Genomic DNA, 20,145 nt, shown 5'->3' with positions numbered 1-20,145 from the left:
GTTATTACTGAAAATTGTACTCGGATAATTTTAGTAATTTTTTCGATCATTACATTGAAGAAACTATTTAATTTTTAGTGCTTTATTTTGATCTAAGGTCTTGAAGGGAAAAGAGGGGTTTGTTGTATACAATAACTTTATATATATAGTAATAGTAGTTAACGCAGCCGTTTCTTGTGGATAACTAGTTTAATTTCTTATAAATCAAGTGCTTGCAGCGAAAATAAATAGCCTGATAATGCGTGTACAGGAAAAGTACAGATTCTGGACAAATAAATGGTGAATGCTAAAAGATAAGCTTCTTCACAGTTCATCCTGTGGATATCCTTAGTTTTATCCACAGATGTTTTTGGTGAAAACCTCTTCTTTTTAGTATTGATCTACCCGTTTTAGTATTCTCGGAGCAATATATTGCAGGGTTTTTGCAAACAGCTTGTTACACAATTTTTCTCTGGTATTCAGGTGCTGGCTGTAAATTGCGGTGTATTCAAGATAGGCTAGGCCGCCGCGTGCTTGCTTGAATTCGCTTGCCCCTGAGCTGTAATGTAAGCGTTTATTTTTTTGTTTTGCTATTTGCAACAGTAAGGCCATTAAACGGCGATATAGACCTAGTTCTTGCGGCATTGTGGTGTCGTAGCCGATTAAGGGTGTGGTGATCCAGTTACTCCCTTGAAATTCATATACTCCCAATACGCCGACCATCTGACCCTTGTGGCGTAGTCCGTGCAGTTCTAAGAAACTGCTTTCCAGACAAAATTCAAAAAAATCAATAGTGAAATCGGGATTCAGTGTTGAATGTTTATGGATAAACACTTGGCGAAATAGGTCGCGCAGTCTTGGTAAGTCGCCGTTTTTCATTTGCTCAGGTCCGACTATTTCTATGTCTTCGCTATGCAATAGACGTACATCCTTTTTTACATGGTTGTGCTTCCAGACGGCAGGATTTTGTGGATCACAAAGATAAATCATGCGTGCGGGTACTAAAGACCAGCCGCATCTTTGCAAATAGTCATAAAAATGTGGATTTACTTCCGGACATATATTTCTAAAAATATAAGGATAATTGGGGTACTCTGAGACTAATTCTTCAGTCAGGTTTTTAAATTCTTGCAGACTCCAATCTGGATAGAGATTGGTAGAAATTAGTCTATTCCCTATGCTTACCGCACGATCCAAGCCTGAACCACGCAGTAATAAAGAGAGTGGGAAGAAAATACTGTCCCCTAGTATTTTGGCTAGCCATTGAAGTTTTCTTGGAGCAAGCCGATTCGCTTCTTCTTTGGCGTAATTTATCCAAGCTGAGCGTGGGCTCAATACATAACTTTGATTTCGGCTCGATAGCGCTTGTACGCTGACCGGTTGTGTTTGTTCAGCGATCGTTATTGATTGAAATTCGCAATTGGCATTCGCTATCCAATGCTTGCCACCCCTAGCGCGGGCACTTAATAACCATAAAGTGTGCGCCAGGGCTGCTGATGGAGCCGGATACTTCAAAGAATTTCGTTTTTGATGTAAAGATGCATGCCACCGTAGATCGCAGAGCGGTCAGTCGCATACAGTTTGCGATTATGTGCTGTGTCTGTAGTCCATGCTGATAAAAGCTGTGGAGGCAGCATATTTTCTAATGGAGATTCACTACCGCCAGTGCGAAACACGACTTTGGCCTGTGGTGCTGCGGTACGGGTTACCTGCTCCCATAGCTCTGTCAATTGCTGTTGATCCATCCAGTCTTGTGCATCTAAAAATAGATAGGCATCCATCGAGGCGCGGGGTTGCTGACGCAGGAAATCGGTAAGATTGGTGTGGTGTGGATAAATTCTATCGATGTTAGTTCGCAGCGAAGAAAAATAGCGTTTTTGTAGATACATCGGTAAAGCGGTTTGGGTATTCGTGTCGTAGCAACGGGCGAAGGCTTGATGGGCGAAGCAGTTTTGATCTAAAGGAAAGTCGCAAGCCAAATGGCGCATGCGTTCCTTGAATAGGTTCGGCAATCCCTGTTTTGCGTCGTGTTTTAAAGCTGCGAATTGAGACGGCGGAATACCTAAGCTATACAAAGCGATAGGTTGTCTAGCTAGAAATTGAAATAGTTTATTCTCAAATACCGGGGCCAGGTACTTTTCAAATAGGGAGGCTTGCTCTTCCATATTCCGGGCGGTAGCGAGTTTTTTTAGGTCGCCACCCATTAGTTTTACTAGCCCGTGCGCGAAGCCAATAAAATCACCTAATAGGCCATGTTGATAGGCATTTTTACTAAAATAGTGAAAGCGTGGCTTGCCAAATTTTCCCAATATCGAGCGGCTTTCCCAAAAATCGCTGGCGTCTTGCGATAAATGTGGGCGTATGTGACGTTGATAGCGTTTGATATTATCGGTCTGGCTGGCGTTACCTAAAAAATGCAATACCGAATCATAATCAGGCAAATGCTTAATCGCCTGTTTTTTCATCTCCAGCATGGCCAGATGCGCGCCGTTTAAGTCGACTGCGTGCACCGCAGCCGGATCTGTGGATAAGTAGGCTAGGGCATTACAACCGCCCGAAGAAATAGTCAGGATATTCGCACCTGGTTTGAGTTGCAGCGCGTCGATATCGGATTGCGGATCTTCCCATATTTGGGCATACACCAGGCGGCTGAACCAATGGGCAAATAGTCTATCTGCAAAGCCCTTACTGCCTAAGGTACTAGAGTTAAATACTGCATCGTCGATTAAGGTTTTGCTAGTCATCGTGCTCTCCATGTAGGTCACTACTTCTGGGCTTTGCTGGAAGTAGAGTAGGGGATGCAAGTGACAAGCTTGTGACAATTGAATGAAACTTTGATGAAATGACCACAGTGATTGCGTATAGAATCAGCGCGACTTTGAAGTAGATGCAAAAAAAGGGAGCCTAAGCTCCCTGACGTTTTTGCGACTATTTTGGTTTAACTTTGTTGCTTACGCTTACCAGCTACGCTAGCAATTAGACCTAAGCCTACCAATAACATTGCGTAAGTTTCTGGCTCTGGTACCGGCGGTGTGAAGTTGACGATAGATAAATTAGCACCGTCGCTAAAACCATCGGCGTTAAATATAACTAAATTGACTGAGCTTGGATTGATCGCGATATTACGGTAGTGGTTGTACCCATCAGGAACTACTTGAGTAAAATCCAATGTTTGTTTAAAAACCTCTACGCCATTAAAGTAACCAGTAGCGTAAGCATAGTTGTAACTTTCCCATGTTTTCCACAGATTAAAACTAAGTGTTCCTAGATTGAATGCAGCACCATCAGTTGATGCTAATAATGTATCTGCATGGTAAAAATCTGTACCATTTCTGACTGCGTCGAAATGGCCAGTCTCCCGAATATAATTGCCCCGTACGTCAGTTTCAAGTTTGAGTTCCGCCATAGCAGGGAAAGAAGCGCTGATGGCGGACAGTGCGAGCAATGTGCTTGTCAAAAGTGATTTTAGTTTCATTGTTTATCTTAAGAAAATTAAATAGCGTAAATTATTACAGTGTTAAATAAATAATTAAATACAATTATTGTAATTTTTTGTAATAACTTTAATTTTTTTAAAAAACTACTTTTATATTACTCACGGGATTGCTACTAAGTGTCAAAAAATTAATTAATTTCTAGGATTGTTCTACAATTTTCTTAAGCCCATTTAAGCCAGCCTCAAAATCAGGTCCCAGTATTTTGTCCATAAATGGGGCGAACAGTTTCATCATTAGATTACCTTCTGAGCTACCTTGCATAGACCAAGTTAGCTTGGTGGCGTTACCTTGGTTTTCTAAGCTGAAGCTTCCTACTGAGGGTTTTCCCATGCCTTCGAAGTGCAGCTGGTAGCTAATTTTTTTGGGCGGCTTAGCATCGGTAAATTTCATACCACCGTTGCCCTGGCTCTTGCTTTGCCATTCCCAGGCGGCGTCATTCCCAGAATCGGGGCCGGTATAGCTCATCTGCATGGCAGGATCGCGTTGATTCCAGACTGACCAATTTTTCCATTCCTTGGGGGTGGCGATTAAAGGGTAAATTTTCTCGGCGGGCGCATTAATCACGACGCTACGTTCTACTGCGTACTCATTTGGTAATACTAGGGCGACCGCGATAATGAGAGTAACTAGCACGAGTAGACTGCCGATTAGCCATTTCAGGATTTTCATGATGCGCTTTCAGAAAAAAGGACGATAGAAATTAATTTGAATTTACTGTTGCTTAACGTACCCGACCTACCGCTATTTCCCATTCTTGCATCAAACCTAATGCTTGGTCGCGACTCATGGTCGGCAGAAAACGCCTTTCTTCCTGCCATTGTTGGGCACATTCTTCCAGACTTTGGTAGACCCCTACCGCCAATCCAGCCAGATAGGCAGCACCGAGAGCTGTGGTCTCGGTGACTTTAGGGCGAAGTACTGGGATACCTAATAGATTTGCCTGAAATTGCAGTAATAAATTATTCGCCGAAGCCCCACCATCTACCCTTAATTCGGTAATCGGGGTGGCGGCGTCGCGGTTCATTGCTTGCAATAAGGCGGTGCTTTGGAAGGCGATCGATTCTAGTGCCGCGCGCGCTATGTGTGCCACTGTGCTGCCGCGTGTCAGCCCGAGTATCGCGCCCTTGGCCGATGGTACCCAGTAAGGTGCTCCCAGGCCGGTAAATGAGGGGACAAACACCACACCGCCAGAATCTGGCACGCTGGCGGCCATGTCTTCGACATCGGTAGAGTTTTGTATCGCTTTCAAGCCATCACGCAACCATTGCACCACCGCCCCGCCTATGAAGACACTACCCTCTAGCGCATATTGGGCGTGCTGGTCGATCTGGCAGGCGGCCGTGCTGATTAAGCCATTGTTAGAGCTGGCACACTGGGTACCGGTATGCAGCAGCATGAAGCAGCCAGTGCCATAGGTATTTTTTGCCATACCGGGTTTAAAGCAGGCTTGCCCAAATAGGGCAGCTTGCTGATCGCCAGCAATGCCCGCTAAAGGAATCGCGGTACCGAATAGTTTGGTTTCGCCAAAACGGTGACTGGAGGGATGAACCTCGGGCAGCATGGCTTTAGGAATTTGAAATAAGGCGAGTAATTCCTCATCCCAGCAAGCTAGATGGATATTCCACAGCATAGTGCGCGAGGCATTGCTGACATCGCTGACATGCAGGCGTCCCTCACTGAGTTGCCATGCCAGCCAAGTGTCTACCGTTCCAAAGGCCAGTTCGCCGCGTTCGGCTAGTGCGCGCGCATCTGGCACATGATCGAGTATCCATTTCAGCTTAGTCGCAGAAAAGTAAGGGTCGAGTATCAGTCCGGTTTTTTGTTCTATAAGCTTAGCATGGCCGAGCGCATGTAATTGTTCACAGTAAGCCGCGGTGCGGCGGTCTTGCCAGACGATGGCGTTATTAATCGGTATGCCGGTCTTGCGATTCCAGACCACGGTGGTTTCGCGTTGATTGGTGATACCGATGGCTGCGATTTGGCTCGCACTTATCGCTGATTTTGCAAGTACTGCGTTGCTGGTGGCGAGTTGGCTTTGCCAGATTTCCATGGCGTCATGCTCTACCCAGCCTGGTTGCGGAAAAATTTGTCGAAATTCTTGTTGAGCCGATGCGACGATGTTGCCGTGCAAGTCAAAGATGATGCTGCGGGAACTGGAAGTGCCCTGATCGAGGGCCATGAGATAGGACATGATGCGCAGCCATTAAGCGTAAAAGCTTAGTGTAACTCAGCGCATACTGCGCATCATACAGCGGCTAAAAAAGGATAAAAAAACCAACAAAAAAACTACATCGTGGCTTGGTCTTTGCTCCAGAGTGCGTCGCCAAAAATATCAACCTGGGTTAAATACAGGCGCAGATCCAACTCGTATTGATGATAGTTGGGCTCCATATAACTGCATAGTTTATAGAAGGCCTTGTCGTGTTCTTTCTCTTTCAGATGCGCCAGTTCGTGCACGACTATCATTTTAAGAAATTCTTCCGGTACTTGCTTAAACAGGCTGGCGATACGAATTTCATGTTTGGATTTGAGCTTATTGCCTTGGATCCGAGAAACATAGGTGTGGGTGCCGAGCGCATTGCGGATTACGTGCAGTTTATTATCGTAGACGATTTTACTGATTTGTTCGCCATTGCGCAGATAGGTATTCTTGATCTCTTGCACATACTGATACAGGGCTTTATCGGTACGTATTTCATGCGATTTGGCATATTTTTTGAGCAAAACAGCGCCCAGTTTTTGGCTCTCTATGAGCTGCTTAACCTGCGCCTGTAAAGGCTCAGGATAAGCTTTTAGATAAATTAATTCTATAGACAATTACTTGACGTCCAATAATTCAACATCAAAAATCAACTTGGCATTTGGCGGTATCACACCACCTGCACCGCGTGCGCCATAGCCTAATTCGGCGGGGATAATCAGGGTACGTTTGCCGCCTACTTTCATACCGGCTACGCCTTGATCCCAACCCTTAATGACGCGCCCAGCGCCCAAGGGGAATTCAAACGGGCCGCGTCCTACCGAGCTATCGAAGGCCTTACCATGTTGATTAGCTGCTTTTTCATCAAACAACCAACCGCTGTAATGGACTGCGACTGTATTGCCGGCCACGGCTTCTTTACCGCTACCGACTTTGCTATCTATTTTTTGCAAGGCTGACGGTGCTGCGATCAGCGCGATGCCATTGGCGCTGTCATCTGCAATGCTGTAAGTGACTGGAAACACCAGGCTCATGCCTAGGGCCAAAATAAACAAAGGTGATTTCATTCAAAACTCTCTAAAAGAAGGTGAAGGAGCGCCATCATAGCGCATCGTATAAAAAATGGACTATTCGGCTTTCTTACCCGAGCGCTGTAATTTTTCTTCGAAGGCTAAATCAAACTTACTGGCTTTTTTTGGGGCTTGCTTACTCACGCCGTTGACGAAGCTAACGAAGGCATCGATCTCCAGCGGCTCATTGAGTTTAACGCTACTTTCTTCGCCATTCGCCAGCACCAAATAGAAATGGCCGTCCGAGGTCGTGACCATGGAATACGCTGCCTGCGCACTACGTTGATTTAGCCGTAACACCGCATTACTAGCCTTGGTCGAGCGCGCCATCAGCGGACTCCATATTTGTGGGAAATTTTTTCCATCGTGCCATCACTTTCTAGTTCTTTGTTATAGCGATTAAATAGAGCAATACGGCTTTTTTCCATGGAAGGATGACACAGCATATATAACTCTATGGTCTTGTATTTGACTGCTTTTTGCATCTCTTTCCAATAGCCTTGTTGTTGCGCCATATACATACCATGCAACTCTGAGACTACCCAAAAATCGATACGATTATTGACTAATAAACGCGGGTTTTCTTCATCCTCGTTGGCGAATTCTATCTTGTAGCCTTGCTCTGTGAGTTGCAAACCGGTCGCCGCGTTTTTATACGAACCTATTCGATACGGCTTGGCATCTTCAAAATTTTTGAGTTTTACCAGACTATCTTTTTTGCTGTACAGCACCCAATCATCAAAAATCAAGGGACCTACCCATTTGAAAGATGATTCGCGTTCGGGCGTGCGGCGCAGCCCTATCATGCAGGTATTTTCTTCGTTTTGAGTGGCCTGTAAAGCGCGTGCCAGCGAGGTGCTCTTGATGCTAGTGGTTTCACCAGCACGCCTCATAATTTCTTGAATTTTCTCGCTCAATACCCCTACAATTTGCGCTGTTTTTGGATTGGTATGCGTAAACGGTGTGTATTCCTGTATCACTAACTTGATGCTTTCGGCATGCGCCACGGCGGGAATCGCGCTGCACATGCAGAGTAGGGAGGGGGCAAGGATGGTCTTGAACATGCGAGGTAGAGCTTTTAGATTAAAAATGAGCAGTGTACCGCGATTTCAGCGGTGCACAGAATTTCTAGCCTGCACTAGGCTAGTAGGCGGATGCGGGGCGCTTAGATACTAGGACAATTTGAAGACGCTCACAGTCTCGGCTAAATTGGCAGCCTGATTTTGCATACTGGCTGCTGCTGCTGCAGCTTGCTCTACCAATGCGGCATTTTGTTGTGTGGTTTCATCCATCTGCATTACCGCCAGATTCACTTGCTCAATGCCATCGCTTTGTTCATGGCTGGCAGCGGCGATTTCGCTCATGATGTCGGCCACTTGTTTGACTGAAGTCACGATCTGGCTCATGGTGGCGCCAGCGCTATCGACCAGACCACTGCCGGCATCGACTTTACTGACCGAATCATCGATTAAGCTCTTGATCTCTTTAGCGGCGCTGGCTGAGCGTTGCGCCAGATTGCGCACTTCGCTGGCGACCACCGCAAAACCGCGCCCTTGTTCGCCAGCGCGCGCGGCTTCTACAGCCGCGTTTAAGGCCAAAATATTGGTCTGGAATGCAATGCCATCAATGACACCGATGATGTCGACGATCTTGCGTGAGCTGTCCTTGATTGAGCCCATGGTCTGCACGACTTTACTGACGACTGCCTGGCCTTGGACTGCGTAGTCGTTGGCGGCCACCACTAACTGGTTGGCTTGCCCAGCATTATCTGCGTTTTGCTTGACGGTGGAGGTGAGTTCTTCCATGGCCGAAGCGGTCTCTTCGAGGCTGGAAGCCTGTTGCTCTGTGCGTGAGGATAGATCCAGATTACCAGCCGCAATCTGGGCGGAGGCGGTAGCGATGGTGTCGGTGCCGTTGCGCACTTCACTGACGGTTTGTACCAGATGGGTATTCATGTCGGCCAGCGCCTCTAGCAGGTGGCCAGTTTCATCACGTGACTCAACCTGGATTTTTTGAGTCAGATCACCAAGCGCGATATTTTGGGCAATTTTCACGGCATAGCTGAGTGGTTTGGAGATGCTGGCGATTAGCCAATAACCTAGCAGTGCACCAAAAATCAAAGCAAAGGCGATAGCGCTAATTGAAAAAATTCTGAATTTCGAAAAGAAACTTTGTGACCGCTCATATTCCTTTTTAGCTTCATCGAGTTGCAGTGCAATCAAAGCATTGAGCGGGTCTTGAACTTTTTGGTAGAGCGGGGTCATCTTGGTATGCAGAATTTCACCGGCCAATTTAATGTCATTCGCGCGCATCGCCGCCATCGCCGGTCTTAGGCCTTCGCTGACAAAATTTTTCCTTGCAGCTTCAAATTCTTGGGCGATTTTTTTTTCGTCTGGGGTGAGATAAGTCGCCATGTATTCGGCCCATACTTTGCTAGCTAGTAGTATATTTTTTTCTATACTATCCATTTCCTGGCCGACCTGGTTAGCGTCCGTGCTCAGAGATTTTGCCAGGATAAGTTCATTCTGATTAATGATGCGTATCACTTGATCTAGTTGCCCCATCGCTATTAAGCGATCGTCATAAACGGTTTTGAGTGAGTCATTGACACTGGCGAGGCCAAAAATTCCTGAGCCGCCTAGCAGCACTGCCATCAGCGAGAGTATGGCAATCATAAAAATCAGCCGGGCTTTGATCGTTAAGTCTTTAAACATGTGAATCTCCTCGCAAGGTTTGCAAGCTGAAGCAGAGTTGTTGAGATCTTCTTTTGATCATTTCAGTATAGCGCCAAATATTTTTGGGTTTTACGAAATTTATCAAAGCGGGAAGGAAAACCACAGATTTTTGGGGCTTTAGGGTGGCGTTCTGTGGTGTTTTATGTTGGTTCAGTTTGGTGTAAGGGAAGCTAAGCATGATGAGCTTGGGATAACTCGCTTAGGTTTCCTGCATGAGAGTCTGGAGCTGTTTTGCTAAAGCGGTACTCTGATCCGGATGAAACTAGATATTTTTACACTTTTATCAGAAAATAAGGGAGTATCTGTAGTCATGCACCAAATGCGCACATTGTTATTGCGCAATTCAATTCTTAATCGTCATACTCACCCCTAGTATATTAATTATGAAGATCCTTTCTCTGTGCCAGTACCCGATTATTCAAGCACCTATGGCTGGTGGTATCACGACGCCTGAGCTGGTGGCTGCGGTCTCGAATGCGGGTGGTCTCGGCAGTTTGGCGGCACCCTTGTTGGCACCTTTAGAAATCATAGAGCAGGCTGAACATATCCGGCGTCTGACGGATAAGCCGTTTGCCATCAATCTATTTGTTCAGACTAAGCCGCAAATTGATTATGCGGCAGTGGCGGCCGCCAAGTTATTACTGCAACCGGTACTGGCTGAATTGAATATGGATGAGCTGCCGACGCCGACCCGCTGGAGCCAGGATTTTGAAGAGCAACTCGACGCCTTGATCATCGCCCGCCCTGCGGTCGCCAGTTTTACCTTCGACGTCTTGCATGCCAGCCAGATCCAGCGTCTGCATGCGGCTGGCATCCTGGTGATCGGTACCGCCACCAATTTGCCAGAGGCGATCGTCTGGCAAGCCATGGGGGCCGATGCGCTGTGCCTGCAAGGGGTAGAGGCGGGCGGCCATCGCGGCACCTTCATCGGGGCACAAGAAGAATCGACTTTGGGTGCGCTGGCTTTGCTGGCGCAGTGCCAGCCACATATTAGGCTGCCGATGATCTTGGCAGGCGGGATTATGGATGGTGGGCAGATTGCCGCGGCGTTAGCGGCCGGAGCACAAGCGGTGCAAATGGGTACGGCTTTTCTGACGGTGAAAGAATCCGGTATCGGTGCCGCGTATAAGCAGCGTTTATTCGATGCAAAGACCGATAGCACGCGCCAGACCCGTGCTATTTCCGGGCGTCTGGCGCGCGGCCTGGATAATAAATTTATGGACTTGATGGCCGCGGTGCAAGCACAGATTCCGATTTATCCTATCCAAAATGCCTTGACCAGCGGGATACGCGCGCAGGCTGGCAAATCAAATAATACCGAGCTGATGTCACTCTGGGCCGGCCAAGGTGTGGCCAAGGTGCGCGATCTGACGGTGAGCGAACTGATCGCCGCATTAGTTGCAGAATGGCATAGCTAGGACTTACGAAAAATTGTTCCAGCTAGGCGTACCGCCGAAGACAGTACTTTAGTACGGCAAGGCGGATACAACGACGCTGGGGCGGTTTTGCGTAAGTCCTAAGAGTCGCTTAATTAAAAAGGTTTTACATGGAATCAGCAGGTCAGTTCGATTACATCATTATCGGTGCCGGCACCGCCGGCTGTGTGCTGGCTAACCGGCTTTCGAAAGATCCGAATAATAAAGTTTTACTGCTCGAAGCCGGTGGTAAAGATGATTACATCTGGATCCATATTCCGGTCGGCTATCTGTATTGCATCAATAATCCGCGTACCGATTGGATGTATCGCACCGAGGCCGAAGCTGGCTTAAATGGGCGCAGCCTGATTTATCCGCGTGGCAAAGTGATGGGTGGTAGTTCATCGATTAACGGCATGATTTATATGCGCGGGCAGGCTCAGGATTATGATCAGTGGGCAGCGCAGAGCGGCGACGCGAGCTGGTCTTGGGATCAGGTTTTACCGCTGTTTAAACAGAGTGAAAATCATCACGGCGGTGCCAATGAATTCCATGGTGCCAAGGGCGAATGGCGAATAGAAAAACAAAGACTGTCGTGGGAGATACTCAGCGCATTTCGAGAAGCCGCCAAACAGAGCGGAATCCCGAATACCGATGATTTTAATCGCGGTGACAACGAGGGTTGCGGCTATTTTGACGTGAACCAAAAACGTGGCATCCGTTGGAACGCCTCTAAGGCTTTTTTACAGCCAGCCGCCGGCCGCGGTAATTTGACCATCATGACCGGCTGCCAGGTGCAGCGTCTGAAAATACAAGTCGTTGACGGTGTTAAACGCTGCCATGGTGTCGAGTTTGTCGGGGGCGGAAAACAGTGGACTGCCGAGGCCGTCAAAGAAACCGTGTTGGCGGCAGGTGCAATCGGCTCACCGAGTATTTTGCAGCATTCCGGTATTGGCGATGGCGCCCATTTACAGGCTGCCGGTGTGCCTTTGCTACATCAATTGAGCGGTGTCGGCGAGAACTTGCAAGACCATTTGCAGATACGTTCGGCGTTTAAAATTAGTGGTGCGAAAAGCCTCAATACCATGGCTGATAGCTGGTTAGGCAAGGCGAAGATGGGTCTGCAATATGCATGCTCGCGCAGCGGCCCGCTGTCTATGGCGCCTTCGCAACTGGGGGCTTTTACCAAATCGGATGCGAGTCAAAAAACTGCTAATCTGGAGTATCACGTACAGCCTTTATCACTAGAAAAATTCGGTGATGCGCTGCACCCTTTCCCGGCATTTACCGCCAGCGTTTGCAATCTGCGCCCGACTTCGCGTGGCCACGTGCGTATCGCCGGAAGCGAGCCTTTGGCGGCACCGAAGATCACACCGAATTATCTGAGTACTGCGGAGGATCGCAAAGTCGCCGCGGATTCACTGCGCCTGACGCGTCAGATTGTGGCGGCACCGGCGCTGAAAAAATATGCACCGCAAGAATTAAAACCGGGGGCGCAATTTCAGAGCGAAGAAGAATTGATGCAGGCGGCAGCCGAGATCGGTACCACAATATTTCATCCGGTCGGCACTTGCAAAATGGGGCGCAGTGAGGATAGCAGCGCGGTGGTGGATAGTCAGTTACGGGTGCTGGGAATTAGTGGTTTGCGAGTGGCGGATGCGTCTATCATGCCTAGCATTACTTCTGGCAATACCAATTCACCGACCCTGATGATCGCCGAGAAAGCGGCACTGGCGATCTTGGCTAGTCATAGATAAAATCCTCGAAAAATCAAGATAGTAAGCGCACTTACCGTAGTTATACCGTATTGTTAAAATATCTTTTAAATTGGTAGTATAGAAAAATAAGATCTTTTAGAAACGCGTGTGTTTCTAGATTAGGATTTAGGCCAAATGGTTCCAGCTAGGCGTGTACCACAACGCTGGGGCGATTTGGCGTCAGTCCTATAAATAAGACCAAGAACCGACTAGCAATTATCCCTAGTAGTCCACAGGAGATTCGATGAGCAATGTCATTCTGGAGACTAAGCACTTGAGCAAAGAGTTCAAGGGCTTTACCGCTGTCAGCGATGTTAACCTACAGGTGCAGCGCGGCCATATCCATGCCTTGATCGGCCCTAACGGTGCCGGTAAGACCACCTGCTTTAATTTACTCACCAAGTTTTTGGTGCCTACTACTGGCCAGATTTTGTTCAATGGGCGCGATATCACCGCCTCCAAACCGGCCCAGATTGCGCGTCAGGGCATCATCCGTTCTTTCCAGATTTCTGCCGTGTTTCCGCACCTTAGCGTGATGGAAAACGTGCGCATAGGTTTGCAGCACAAGCTGGGCACTTCCTATCATTTCTGGAAGAGCGCGCGCAGTCTGAATCGCCTCAATGAGCAAGCCATGGCCTTGTTAGAGCAAGTAGATCTGCGTGAGTTCGCTAGCAGCATTACGGTTGATTTACCGTATGGTCGTAAGCGTGCCTTAGAGATCGCCACCACGCTGGCGATGGAACCTGAACTGATGTTGCTGGATGAACCGACTCAGGGCATGGGGCATGAAGATGTACATCGCGTCACCGAGCTGATCAAGAAGGTCTCGGCCGGACGCACCATCCTGATGGTAGAACACAATATGAGTGTAGTCGCTGGTATCTGCGACAAGATCTCAGTACTACAGCGCGGTGCCATGCTGGCCGAGGGAAATTACGAGCAAGTGTCGAGGAATCCGCAAGTGATGGAAGCGTATATGGGCACCACCGCCGGTGAACTGGAAGGGGCGCACGCATGAGTAAGCAAGCTCCGGCGTTAGAAATCAGCGGCCTGCATGCCTGGTATGGCGAATCGCATATCTTGCATGATGTAAATCTGGTGGTGCAAACCGGTGAAGTGGTGACTTTGTTGGGGCGCAATGGTGCCGGCCGCAGCACCACGTTACGCGCCATCATGGGCTTGACCGGTAATCGTAAGGGCGCTATCAAGATCAATGGGGTAGAGGCGATCCATTTGCCTACCCACAAAGTGGCGCATCTGGGGGTGGGTTATTGTCCGGAAGAGCGTGGCATCTTTGCCTCACTCTCTACCGAAGAAAACCTGCTGTTGCCGCCCCTGGTGTCGAGTACCCATGCGGGCATGTCGGTCGAAGAAATTTACGCAATGTTTCCGAATCTGGCCGAGCGTAAACACAGCCAGGGCACGCGCCTGTCCGGTGGCGAGCAACAGATGCTGGCGGTGGCGCGTATCCTGCGCACCGGCGCACGCCTGCTGCTGCTCGATGAAATTTCTGAGGGCTTGGCACCGGTCATCGTGCAGGCTTTGGCGCGCATGATACTGACCCTGAAAGCCAAGGGCTATACCATCGTCATGGTGGAACAAAATTTCCGTTTTGCCGCGCCTCTGGCAGACCGTTTTTACGTGATGGAACATGGTCAGATCGTCGAGACTTTTGCAGCGGCTGAATTGAGCGAAAAGATGCCGGTTTTAAATGAATTGCTAGGCGTGTAGTGCCTAAAGAAAGTAGTCGAAGCAGAGTTTGAAGAAGCAGCAGAAGTAGTGACCGAACGCAGAGTCGGCAGGGTTTTGGTAGCGATAGTTCCCTTAGTTTTATTCAATAATATAAATTGGAGTAGACACATGAAGACAACATTAAAAGCCGGTGTTTTTGCAGTTGCTGCTGCCCTGACGGGGTTTTCTGCCAGTGCCAGCGCCCAGGTTTCTGGCGACAGCGTGAAAATAGGTTTTATCTCGGATTTGTCTGGCTTGTATTCAGATATTGATGGTCCTGGCGGGGTTGAGGCGATCAAGATGGCGGTGGCTGATTTTGGCGGCACGGTGTTGGGGAAAAAAATAGAAGTAGTCACTGCCGATCATCAAAATAAGGCGGACATCGCAGCCAGCCGCGCGCGTGAATGGTTTGATCGCGATGGCGTCGATATGCTGATCGGTGGCACCAATTCCGGTACTAATCTGGCGATGTCGAAAGTGGCGTTGGAAAAGAAAAAAGCCTTCATCTCTATCGGTGCTGGCTCAGCCAGATTAACCAATGAAGAATGTACGCCTTACACCATACATTATGCTTACGATACGGTGGCGCTGGCCAAGGGTACCGGTGCTGCGGTGGTCAAGCAGGGTGGCAAGAGTTGGTACTTCTTGACCGCCGATTATGCCTTCGGTGCTTCGCTGGAAAACGATACCAGCACGGTGGTGAAAGCGGCCGGCGGCACGGTCGCCGGTTCGGTCAAACATCCTTTGTCGGCCTCGGATTTTTCTTCTTTCTTGCTGCAAGCTCAGGCTTCTAAAGCGCAGATCCTGGGTCTGGCCAATGCTGGTGGCGATACCATCAATGCGATCAAGGCCGCCAATGAATTTGGCGTCACCAAGAGCATGAAGTTAGCTGGCTTGCTGATGTTCATCAATGATGTGCATGCGCTGACCCTGAACCTGACGCAAGGCATGTATCTGACCGATAGCTGGTATTGGGATCAGAACGAAGAAACCCGTACCTGGGCGCGGCGTTATTTTGGCAAAATGAAAAAAATGCCATCCAGCATACAGGCCGCCGATTACTCCGCCACCCTGCAATACTTAAACGCCGTGAAAGCGGCGGGCTCGGACGATACCGATAAAGTCATGGCGAAATTACGTGGCATGAAGATCAATGATATGTATGCCAAAAACGGCACTATCCGTGCCGATGGCAGCATGATCCACGATATGTATCTGATGCAAGTGAAACAGCCGTCCGAAGCCAAATATCCATGGGATTACTACAGGATAGTGCAAACCATCCCCGGTGATAGCGCGTTTACCAGCAAGGCCGAAAGCAAGTGCGCGCTCTGGAAGTAAGCGCTGAGTTGTGACTAGCGGGGATGCGCAGCGATCAGGCTGCGCATCTCTTCACTGAACCTCTGCCCACTGCGGGCATTAAGCACAAGCGCCATGGAAATTTTCGGTATTCCCCTACAAGCGATGCTCAGTCAGTTACTGCTGGGCTTGGTCAATGGCTCTTTTTACGCGATCCTTTCGCTAGGTCTGGCGGTCATCTTCGGCTTGCTCAATGTGATCAATTTCGCGCACGGTGCCCTGTACATGATGGGGGCTTTTCTGGCCTGGATGGGGATGACTTATTTTGGCATCAACTACTGGCTGATGTTGCTGATCGCCCCACTGCTGGTTGGCCTATTCGGCATCATCATAGAAAAAACCATGCTGCGCTGGCTGTATAAATTAGACCATCTGTACGGCCTACTACTGACCTTCGGCATCACCTTACTACTGGAAGGTGTGTTCCGCTCGTTTTACGGGGTTTCCGGCCAGGCCTATTCGGTACCGGATGCTCTGATGGGCGCCACCGATCTGGGTTTTATGTTCTTACCGAATTATCGTGCCTGGGTCGTGCTGGCATCGCTCAGCGTGTGTTTCGCGACCTGGTTTGTGATCGAGAAAACCAAGTTGGGTGCGTATTTGCGGGCCGGCACCGAGAACCCTAAGCTGGTCGAGGCCTTCGGTGTCAACGTGCCCCTTATGGTGACCCTTACTTATGGCTTTGGCGTGGCGCTGGCGGCCTTTGCAGGCGTGCTGGCGGCACCGGTGATACAGGTCTCACCCCTGATGGGTTCTAATCTGATCATCACGGTGTTTGCGGTGGTGGTGATCGGTGGCATGGGCTCTATCCTCGGTTCGATTTTGACTGGACTAGGCTTGGGCATCATCGAGGGATTGACCCGGGTGTTTTATCCCGAACTATCGGCCACCGTAGTGTTTATCGTGATGGCGATCGTCTTGATGATTCGTCCGGCCGGCTTGTTCGGCAAAGAAAAGTAAGCCATGCCAAATACGGAGATGGGTATGAATAAAAAACTTGGAATCGGGCTGGCGTTAGGTGCTTTACTGCTGGCGCCTATGATCGTGTATCCGGTATTTTTGATGAAGCTTTTATGCTTCGCCTTGTTTGCCTGCGCCTTCAATTTGTTGATAGGCTTCACTGGCTTACTCTCGTTCGGGCATGCGGCATTTTTTGGCGGTGCCAGTTATGTGACTGGCTGGGCCTTGAAACAGGCCGGCTTACCGTTGGAACTAGGCTTGCTGCTGGGGATGGTGGCGGCCGGTGGAATAGGTTTGCTGATGGGTAGTCTGGCGATCCGGCGGCAAGGGATTTACTTCACCATGATCACGCTGGCGCTGGCGCAAATGCTGTACTTCGTGTTTTTACAGGCCAAATTTACCGGTGGCGAAGATGGCTTGCAAGGCGTGCCGCGCGGTAAATTACTGGGCCTGCTAGACCTAAGTTCTGACCTGAGTTTGTATTACGTGGTGCTGGCGATTGCCGTGGCTGGTTTTGCCCTGATCGTACGTACCATCCATTCGCCATTTGGGCAGGTGTTAAAGGCGATCAAGGAAAATGAGCCACGCGCGATTTCCCTAGGCTATGACGTAGACCGGTATAAGTTGCTGGCCTTTGTTTTGTCGGCCTCACTGGCAGGCTTGGCGGGTGCCACCAAGACCCTGGTGCTGGGCTTTGCCACCCTGACCGATGTGCACTGGAGTATGTCGGGACTGGTGGTCTTGATGACCTTGGTGGGCGGCTTAGGTACCATCGTCGGCCCGGTAGTCGGTGCGGTGCTCATTATCCTGCTGGAAAACAAGCTAGGCGATATGGGCAACTGGCTGGCAGACGTCAGCCAGGTCGAATGGTTTAGAACTCTGGGTGAGTCGGTGACCATGGTGACGGGCTTGATCTTCATCATCTGCGTGCTGGCGTTTAGACGCGGCATCGTCGGAGAGTTGGGAGCACGCTGGGCGCTGCTTAAAAAATAGGCGGCGCGGTAAGCAGCAAGTTGAATCAAAATACCCCAGAGTCAAATCTGGGGTATTTTTTTGTGGCGTATCAAATTTTTTAAGGACCCCTGCCAGCGCGCATATTCCATGCGCCTCTTCAAGCATAGTGGCCTGCAGCCCGCATGGGATATGCGCCTCAGGGCAGGGGGCATATTTATTTCCTCATCATTAGTAACTGTTCAGCCCGCGATGAAAACTCCCTCGCCCGCTAGCGGGAGACGGCAGGGGTGAGGGTGGTTGAACAAAGCTTGCCTTCAAATAGCGGATACGCTTAACACTACGAAAAATCGAATATTGCGCTTAATTTGGACCACCCTCATCCCAACCCTTCTCCCGCAAGCGGGAGAAGGGCTTTGTATAGCGGGCTGAATAGTTACGTCTCCCTTAAGTGCATTTACAGCGCGGCGGTATAGATTGCTCTGGCGTCCGCCAGTGTCAGTTCGCGCGGGTTATTTGCCAGCAGGCGGGTTTGTTGCATGGCCGCTTGGGCTAGCTTATCCAAGTCGCCCTCAGTGATGCCAACTTGACTTAGGCGGGTGGCGATACCGACGCGTTGCGCTAAGGCGGCGCAAGCATCTATCATGGCATGGCTACGCGCTTGCGCACTGCCGCTGGCTTGCGGGACGATGATACTAGCTAGTTCAGCATACTCGGTCTCTGCGAACGCTAGATTGAAGCGCAACACATGTGGCAAGACCAGTGAATTGGATAGCCCATGCGGCAGGTGGAAGATACCGCCTAGCGGGTAGGCCAAGGCATGTACCGCGGCGACCGGTGCGTTGGCGAAGGCCTGGCCAGCCAGCATGGCACCGAGTAACATGGCTTGGCGTGCATCTAGGTTCCGGCCGTTATTGCAGACTTCTTCGAGATTTCCCCACAGTAGTTGCAGCGCCTGGCGTGCCAGCATATCCGAGAGCGGATTCTTTTTATGCTTACTGGTATAGGCTTCGATGGCGTGCACCATGGCATCGATACCGGTAGCGGCGCTGATGCTGGCGGGTAAACCCAGCGTCAGCGCGGCGTCTAGGATGGCGATGTCGGCATATAGCTGCGGCGCAATGATTCCCATCTTGCTGCTGGCACCGGTGGTAACGATCGCGATGGGCGTCACTTCTGAGCCAGTACCTGCGGTGGTGGGGATCTGTATCAGTGGCAGCCTTGCTCCTTGGATCTGATCTATGCCATACATCTGGGCTAGGCTCTGTGTGCTGTTGAGCAAGACCGCCAATAGTTTTGCGACATCCAACGAGCTGCCGCCACCCATGCCTATGACTAGCTCTGGTTGTTGTGCTTGCAGCGCGGCGCGTGCTGCGAGGATTAATTGTTCGGATGGGTCGGGCTGTACTTCGGCGTACAGGCTGGGACTTAGTCCTGCGTTTTTCAGACTTTGCACGCTGGCCTGGACTAAGCCGGTGGCGAGAAAGCCAGGGTCGGTGACCAGCAAGACGCGGCGCACGGCAGGGTAGTGCTGCTGGATAATTTGGCCCAATTGGGCGGCGGCGCCTACGCGTATGATCAGGCTGGGGACGGTGCGAAAGTCAAAATTATTCATCTTCTCTTTACTCCTGGTTGCTCTAATTGTAGCAAGACTTGTTATCCTGTCAGCTTGAATAAATTTCACTAAGTACAGTATGGATTTTTTTGTTTTGGCGCTTGCCGCATTTTTTGCCGGCTTGGTAGATGCGGTGGTAGGTGGTGGTGGTTTGATCCAGGTACCGGCCTTGTTTTCTTTTATGCCGGGCACTGCGCCAGCGACTTTACTGGGGACGAATAAGCTGGCCAGTATCTGGGGCACTTCGGTGGCGGCGGCAAATTATCTGCGGGTAGTCAGTCTGCGTTGGTCTATGGTATTGCCAGCGGCGGCCATGGCTTTTGTATTTTCGTTTTGTGGGGCGATACTGGTAACGCATATACCGCCTACGTATTTGCGCACGGCCTTGCCCTTTATCCTGTTGGCGATTGCTATCTACACTTTTAAAAAGAAGGAGTTAGGGGTGAGTCATACACCTCTGTTTGCTGGCAATAAAGAAATAGGGATGGCTATGCTGGCGGGCGGGCTAATAGGGTTTTATGATGGATTTTTTGGTCCCGGCACTGGCAGCTTCTTCGTGTTTGTATTCGTGCGGATGTTTGGGTTTGATTTTTTACGTGCGTCGGCAGTTGCCAAGCTGCTTAATGTGGCCTGTAATGCGGCTGCCTTATTGTGGTTTGGCTTTAGCGGGCATGTCATTTGGCAGCTTGGTTTGGCCATGGCGGTGTGTGGGGTACTAGGCTCAGTGACAGGTAGCCGGCTGGCAATTAAACATGGCAGTGGTTTTGTACGCAAGATGTTCTTGGTGGTTGTTGCTTGTCTAATAATAAAAACTAGCTTTGACGCCTTTTTTAAATAGACATTGTTTCACGTGAAACAGGCTGTTTTGTCTTGATC

19 protein-coding genes are annotated in these 20,145 nt (G+C 49.6%); 8 read left to right on the top strand and 11 right to left on the bottom strand.

Annotated features, from left to right (window positions below; translation table 11 throughout):
* Window positions 1-369: 369 nt before the first annotated feature.
* The 10 genes from EJN92_RS09075 to EJN92_RS09030 all read right to left on the bottom strand — a co-directional run bounded on the left by EJN92_RS09075 (window position 370) and on the right by EJN92_RS09030 (window position 9,460).
* Window positions 370-1,494 (bottom strand): hypothetical protein, encoded by a 1,125-nt coding sequence (locus EJN92_RS09075; protein WP_126127522.1) that lies wholly within the window; start codon window positions 1,492-1,494, stop codon window positions 370-372.
* Window positions 1,491-2,723: a BtaA family protein gene (locus tag EJN92_RS09070; protein WP_227869775.1), complete on the bottom strand. Its 1,233-nt coding sequence runs from the start codon at window positions 2,721-2,723 to the stop codon at window positions 1,491-1,493. Before EJN92_RS09070 ends, EJN92_RS09075 begins: the two co-directional genes overlap by 4 nt.
* Before the next feature lie 194 nt (window positions 2,724-2,917).
* Window positions 2,918-3,454: a PEP-CTERM sorting domain-containing protein gene (locus EJN92_RS09065; protein ID WP_126127521.1), complete on the bottom strand. Its 537-nt coding sequence runs from the start codon at window positions 3,452-3,454 to the stop codon at window positions 2,918-2,920.
* A 160-nt stretch (window positions 3,455-3,614) separates the two neighbouring features.
* Window positions 3,615-4,145: an SRPBCC family protein gene (locus tag EJN92_RS09060; protein WP_126127520.1), complete on the bottom strand. Its 531-nt coding sequence runs from the start codon at window positions 4,143-4,145 to the stop codon at window positions 3,615-3,617.
* A gap of 52 nt (window positions 4,146-4,197) precedes the next feature.
* Entirely contained in the window at window positions 4,198-5,667 is a 1,470-nt protein-coding gene (gene glpK, locus EJN92_RS09055; protein WP_126127519.1) for a glycerol kinase GlpK, read from the bottom strand.
* A gap of 95 nt (window positions 5,668-5,762) precedes the next feature.
* Window positions 5,763-6,293 carry a M48 family metallopeptidase gene (locus tag EJN92_RS09050; protein WP_126127518.1) on the bottom strand — a complete coding sequence of 177 codons (531 nt, stop codon included), beginning with the start codon at window positions 6,291-6,293 and terminating at the stop codon, window positions 5,763-5,765.
* On the bottom strand, window positions 6,294-6,743 hold the full coding sequence (locus EJN92_RS09045; RefSeq protein WP_126127517.1) for an FKBP-type peptidyl-prolyl cis-trans isomerase: 450 nt from the start codon (window positions 6,741-6,743) through the stop codon (window positions 6,294-6,296). It abuts the gene before it with no gap.
* Between the two features lie 60 nt (window positions 6,744-6,803).
* Window positions 6,804-7,076 (bottom strand): hypothetical protein, encoded by a 273-nt coding sequence (locus tag EJN92_RS09040; protein ID WP_126127516.1) that lies wholly within the window; start codon window positions 7,074-7,076, stop codon window positions 6,804-6,806.
* Window positions 7,076-7,810 carry a substrate-binding periplasmic protein gene (locus EJN92_RS09035; RefSeq protein WP_126127515.1) on the bottom strand — a complete coding sequence of 245 codons (735 nt, stop codon included), beginning with the start codon at window positions 7,808-7,810 and terminating at the stop codon, window positions 7,076-7,078. Before EJN92_RS09035 ends, EJN92_RS09040 begins: the two co-directional genes overlap by 1 nt.
* 108 nt (window positions 7,811-7,918) lie before the next feature.
* A complete protein-coding gene (locus tag EJN92_RS09030; RefSeq protein ID WP_126127514.1) occupies window positions 7,919-9,460 on the bottom strand; it encodes a methyl-accepting chemotaxis protein in 1,542 nt (513 codons plus the stop codon).
* Window positions 9,461-9,864: 404 nt separating this feature from the next.
* Here EJN92_RS09030 and EJN92_RS09025 point away from each other — a divergent pair, with 404 nt between their 5' ends.
* The 7 genes from EJN92_RS09025 to EJN92_RS08995 all read left to right on the top strand — a co-directional run bounded on the left by EJN92_RS09025 (window position 9,865) and on the right by EJN92_RS08995 (window position 17,696).
* On the top strand, window positions 9,865-10,899 hold the full coding sequence (locus tag EJN92_RS09025; RefSeq protein ID WP_126127513.1) for an NAD(P)H-dependent flavin oxidoreductase: 1,035 nt from the start codon (window positions 9,865-9,867) through the stop codon (window positions 10,897-10,899).
* A 128-nt stretch (window positions 10,900-11,027) separates the two neighbouring features.
* Complete coding sequence (locus EJN92_RS09020; RefSeq protein WP_126127512.1) at window positions 11,028-12,653, top strand: GMC family oxidoreductase; 1,626 nt, start codon at window positions 11,028-11,030, stop codon at window positions 12,651-12,653.
* Window positions 12,654-12,897: 244 nt separating this feature from the next.
* Entirely contained in the window at window positions 12,898-13,671 is a 774-nt protein-coding gene (locus EJN92_RS09015; RefSeq protein ID WP_126127511.1) for an ABC transporter ATP-binding protein, read from the top strand.
* Window positions 13,668-14,384, top strand: a complete 717-nt coding sequence (locus EJN92_RS09010) for an ABC transporter ATP-binding protein (RefSeq protein ID WP_126127510.1) — start codon at window positions 13,668-13,670, stop codon at window positions 14,382-14,384. Before EJN92_RS09015 ends, EJN92_RS09010 begins: the two co-directional genes overlap by 4 nt.
* Window positions 14,385-14,513: 129 nt before the next feature.
* A complete protein-coding gene (locus tag EJN92_RS09005; protein ID WP_126127509.1) occupies window positions 14,514-15,725 on the top strand; it encodes an ABC transporter substrate-binding protein in 1,212 nt (403 codons plus the stop codon).
* Window positions 15,726-15,818: 93 nt separating this feature from the next.
* A complete protein-coding gene (locus EJN92_RS09000) occupies window positions 15,819-16,703 on the top strand; it encodes a branched-chain amino acid ABC transporter permease (RefSeq protein ID WP_126127508.1) in 885 nt (294 codons plus the stop codon).
* Between the two features lie 24 nt (window positions 16,704-16,727).
* A complete protein-coding gene (locus tag EJN92_RS08995) occupies window positions 16,728-17,696 on the top strand; it encodes a branched-chain amino acid ABC transporter permease (RefSeq protein WP_126127507.1) in 969 nt (322 codons plus the stop codon).
* A gap of 415 nt (window positions 17,697-18,111) precedes the next feature.
* On the opposite strand, the gene EJN92_RS08990 is transcribed toward EJN92_RS08995, so the two are convergent.
* A complete protein-coding gene (locus EJN92_RS08990; protein WP_126127506.1) occupies window positions 18,112-19,269 on the bottom strand; it encodes an iron-containing alcohol dehydrogenase in 1,158 nt (385 codons plus the stop codon).
* Window positions 19,270-19,348: 79 nt separating this feature from the next.
* Here EJN92_RS08990 and EJN92_RS08985 point away from each other — a divergent pair, with 79 nt between their 5' ends.
* The gene (locus EJN92_RS08985; protein ID WP_126127505.1) at window positions 19,349-20,107 is read left to right on the top strand and encodes a TSUP family transporter; all 759 of its coding nucleotides are present in this window, start codon (window positions 19,349-19,351) and stop codon (window positions 20,105-20,107) included.
* Window positions 20,108-20,145 lie beyond the last annotated feature (38 nt).

This window comes from Undibacterium parvum, from assembly GCF_003955735.1.
GTDB lineage: Bacteria > Pseudomonadota > Gammaproteobacteria > Burkholderiales > Burkholderiaceae_D > Undibacterium > Undibacterium parvum.
Note: the sequence above shows the minus strand (reverse complement) of the source record. Positions and strands in the feature narration are given on the sequence as shown.